General features: G+C 72.0%; 2 protein-coding genes and 1 pseudogene. All 3 read left to right on the top strand.

The genetic code is table 11. From position 1 onward, the window contains the following. A pseudogene (locus L2I40_RS21075) lies at positions 1-586 on the top strand (alpha/beta hydrolase); the annotation flags it as partial. Positions 587-650: 64 nt separating this feature from the next. Continuing rightward, a complete protein-coding gene (locus L2I40_RS21070) occupies positions 651-1,826 on the top strand; it encodes an acetyl-CoA C-acetyltransferase (protein ID WP_237217146.1) in 1,176 nt (391 codons plus the stop codon). Between the two features lie 135 nt (positions 1,827-1,961). After that, positions 1,962-3,038, top strand: a complete 1,077-nt coding sequence (locus tag L2I40_RS21065; protein ID WP_237217144.1) for an SMP-30/gluconolactonase/LRE family protein — start codon at positions 1,962-1,964, stop codon at positions 3,036-3,038. The last annotated feature ends 129 nt before the right edge of the window (positions 3,039-3,167 follow it).

The following is a 3,167-nucleotide window of genomic DNA, read 5'->3' as shown; positions in this document are numbered from 1 at the left end:
CGCCGGCGGCGTCGCGGCGCTCGGCCTGCTGGCGACGCCCTGGGATTTCCATGCCACGCCGGAGGACGCGTCCCGCGCCGCGGCGATCGCGGCGCTGCTGCCCGGGCTCGAGGGCGTGATGCAGGCCACGGGCACCTTGCCGGTGGACGCGATCCAGGCGCTGTTCACCGGGCTCGACCCGTTCGGTGTGGCGGCGAAGTTCCGCGCCTTCGCCCGGCTCGACCCCGCCTCGCCGCGCGCCGCGCTGTTCGTGGCGCTGGAGGATTGGCTGAACGACGGCGTGCCGCTTGCCGCACCAGTCGCGCAGGAGACGCTGGCCGGGTGGTACGGCGCCAACGCCCCGGCACGGCTTGCCTGGCGCATCGCCGGCGCGGCGGTGGACCCGGCGGAGCTGCGCGTGCCGGCCTTCGTGGCCATCCCCCACCGCGACCGGATCGTACCGCCCGCCTCCGCCCGGTCGCTGGCCGCCCGCCTTCCGGCGGCCACCGTCCACATGGTCGAGGCCGGCCATATCGGCATGGCGGCCGGGAGCGGGGCAGAAGCGGCGCTCTGGCGTCCGCTGCTCGCATGGCTCCGCGGCTTGTAGCCGCGCGTGCGGCGCAGCAAACTAGCGGGTGGACGCCAGATCCAACGAGGAAGGGCCACCCCCCATGACCGAGATCGTCATCGCCTCCGCCGCGCGCACCCCCGTCGGCTCTTTCAGCGGTGCCTTCGCCTCCCTGCCGGCGCATGCGCTCGGCACGGTCGCCATCAAGGCGGCGATGGAGCGCGCCGGCGTGAAGCCGGAGGAGGTGGACGAGGTCATCCTCGGCCAGATCCTGACCGCAGGCGCCGGCCAGAACCCGGCCCGCCAGGCGGCCGTCGCCGCCGGCATCCCGGTGGAGCGCACCGCCTTCGGGATCAACCAGCTCTGCGGCTCCGGCCTGCGCGCCGTGGCGCTTGCCGCGCAGCAGATCGCGACAGGGGATGCGGCCATCGTGGTGGCCGGCGGGCAGGAGAGCATGACGCAATCCCCGCACTGCGCGAACCTTCGGGCCGGGCAGAAGATGGGCGGCCTCGAGCTGGTGGACACCATGCTGCGCGACGGGCTGTGGGATGCCTTCCACGGCTATCACATGGGCAACACCGCCGAGAACGTGGCGCAGAAGTACCAGCTGACGCGCGAGGAGCAGGACCGCTTCGCCACCGAGAGCCAGCGCAAGGCGGGCGAGGCGATGAAGGCCGGCCGCTTCAAGGACGAGATCGCGCCGGTCACGGTGAAGGGCCGCAAGGGCGACGTCGTCGTCACGGACGACGAGTATCCGAAGCCCGAGACCACGATGGAGATCCTGGCCAAGCTCCGCCCCGCCTTCAGCAAGGAGGGCACTGTTACGGCCGGCAACGCCTCCGGCATCAACGATGGCGCGGCTGCGGTGGTCGTGATGAGCGCGGCCGAGGCGGCGAAGCGCGGCGTCACGCCGCTGGCGAAGATCGTCTCCTGGGCGACGGCCGGCGTCGATCCCTCCATCATGGGCACCGGCCCGATCCCGGCCAGCCGCAAGGCGCTGCAGAAGGCGGGCTGGGACATCGCCTCGCTCGACCTGATCGAGGCGAACGAGGCCTTCGCCGCGCAGGCCTGCGCGGTGAACAAGGATCTCGGCTGGGATCCCTCCAAGGTCAACGTGAACGGCGGTGCGATCGCGCTCGGCCATCCCATCGGCGCGTCGGGCGCACGGGTGCTGAACACGCTGCTCTTCGAGATGCAGCGGCGGGGTGCGAAGCGCGGCCTCGCGACGCTCTGCATCGGCGGTGGCATGGGCGTCGCGATGTGCGTGGAGCGTCCCTGACGCCTCGTGCCGCGGGGTCCCTTCCGCTAGGGGAAGGGACCGCGGCCGCACTCCCGCACCCGTGACGCCAGCCGCGCGCTGAGCGGGTGTCATGCTTCCTCCTGGGCCGCCAGCCGGCTCAGGAGGGACGCCATCATGACCGAGCTTCGCCTTGCCCGCCGCGGCCTGCTGGCCGGCGGCGCCGCCCTGCTTGCGCTGCCCGCCGTTGCGCAGCGCCGCTTCGGCGACGACGCGCCGCCGCAACGCTATCCCGACCCCGACATCGTCACCCTCGACCCGCGCCGCTTCACCGCGCCGCTCGGCAACAGCGCGATCCGTCGCCTGCACACCGGCATGCAATGGGCGGAGGGGCCGGCCTGGCACGCCACCGGGCGCTTCCTGATCTGGTCCGACATCCCGAACGACGAGGCGCTGCGCCTGACCGAGGAGGACATGAAGGTCAGCCGGCGCTTCCGCAGCCCCTCTGGCTTCTCCAACGGCAACACCTTCGACCGCGAAGGGCGCCACATCGCCTTCCGCCACCTGCATCGCGACGTGGTGCGCTACGAGCCGAACGGCCGCGTGACGGTGCTCGCCTCGCGCGGGCCGGACGGGCCGTTCAACGCTCCGAATGACGGCGTGGTCCACCCCGAGGATGGCAGCCTCTGGTTTACCGATCCCGGCTATGGCGCGCTGATGAACTACGAGGGCGAGCGCGTCCCGGAATCCGCCAATTCCCCGCGCCCCTTCATCAAGGAGGCGATCTACCGGATCGACGCGCAATCCGGGCAGGTGACCAAGGTCGCGGACGAGCCCTTCAAGCCGAACGGGCTCTGCTTCTCACCCGACTACCGGACGCTCTACGTCGCCGACACCGGCGCGAGCCACTATCCGGACGCGCAGCGCATCATCTGGGCCTTCGACGTGGACGGGCCGCGGCTGCGCAATCCGCGCACCTTCGCCTCCATGTCGCTGGAAGGGAAGAACGGCATGGCCGACGGCATCCGCGCGGACGAGCGCGGCAACATCTGGTCCTCCGCCGGCTGGGTGGGCGAGGGCTATGACGGCGTGCACGTCTTCGCGCCGAATGGCGACCGCATCGGCCAGATCCGGCTGCCAGAGATCTGCTCCAATGTCTGCTTCGGCGGGTCGCGCCGGAACATCCTCTTCATGACGGCGAGCCAGTCGCTCTACGCCGTCCCCGTGGAGACGCGCGGCGCGCATTTCTGCTGATCATGCACGGCGCGCCGCGCACGGCGGACGGGGCGCGCCGGCGGTCAGCCGGCGCCGTTCACCAGGACGCGCCGCCGCACCGCCACCGGGCCGGCCGGCAGGGCGGAGAAAAGGACTTTCTCCGGCTCC

It is taken from the genome of Falsiroseomonas oryziterrae (genome assembly GCF_021864505.1).
Lineage (GTDB): Bacteria > Pseudomonadota > Alphaproteobacteria > Acetobacterales > Acetobacteraceae > Falsiroseomonas > Falsiroseomonas oryziterrae.
The sequence above is the reverse complement of the archived record's forward strand: the minus strand, read 5'-3'. Positions and strand labels throughout refer to the sequence as shown.

Coding starts and splice junctions, on each gene's coding strand:
- L2I40_RS21065 (WP_237217144.1), top strand. CDS start 1,962: ATGACCGAGCTTCGCCTTGCCCGCCGCGGCCTGCTGGCCGGCGGCGCC.
- L2I40_RS21070 (WP_237217146.1), top strand. CDS start 651: ATGACCGAGATCGTCATCGCCTCCGCCGCGCGCACCCCCGTCGGCTCT.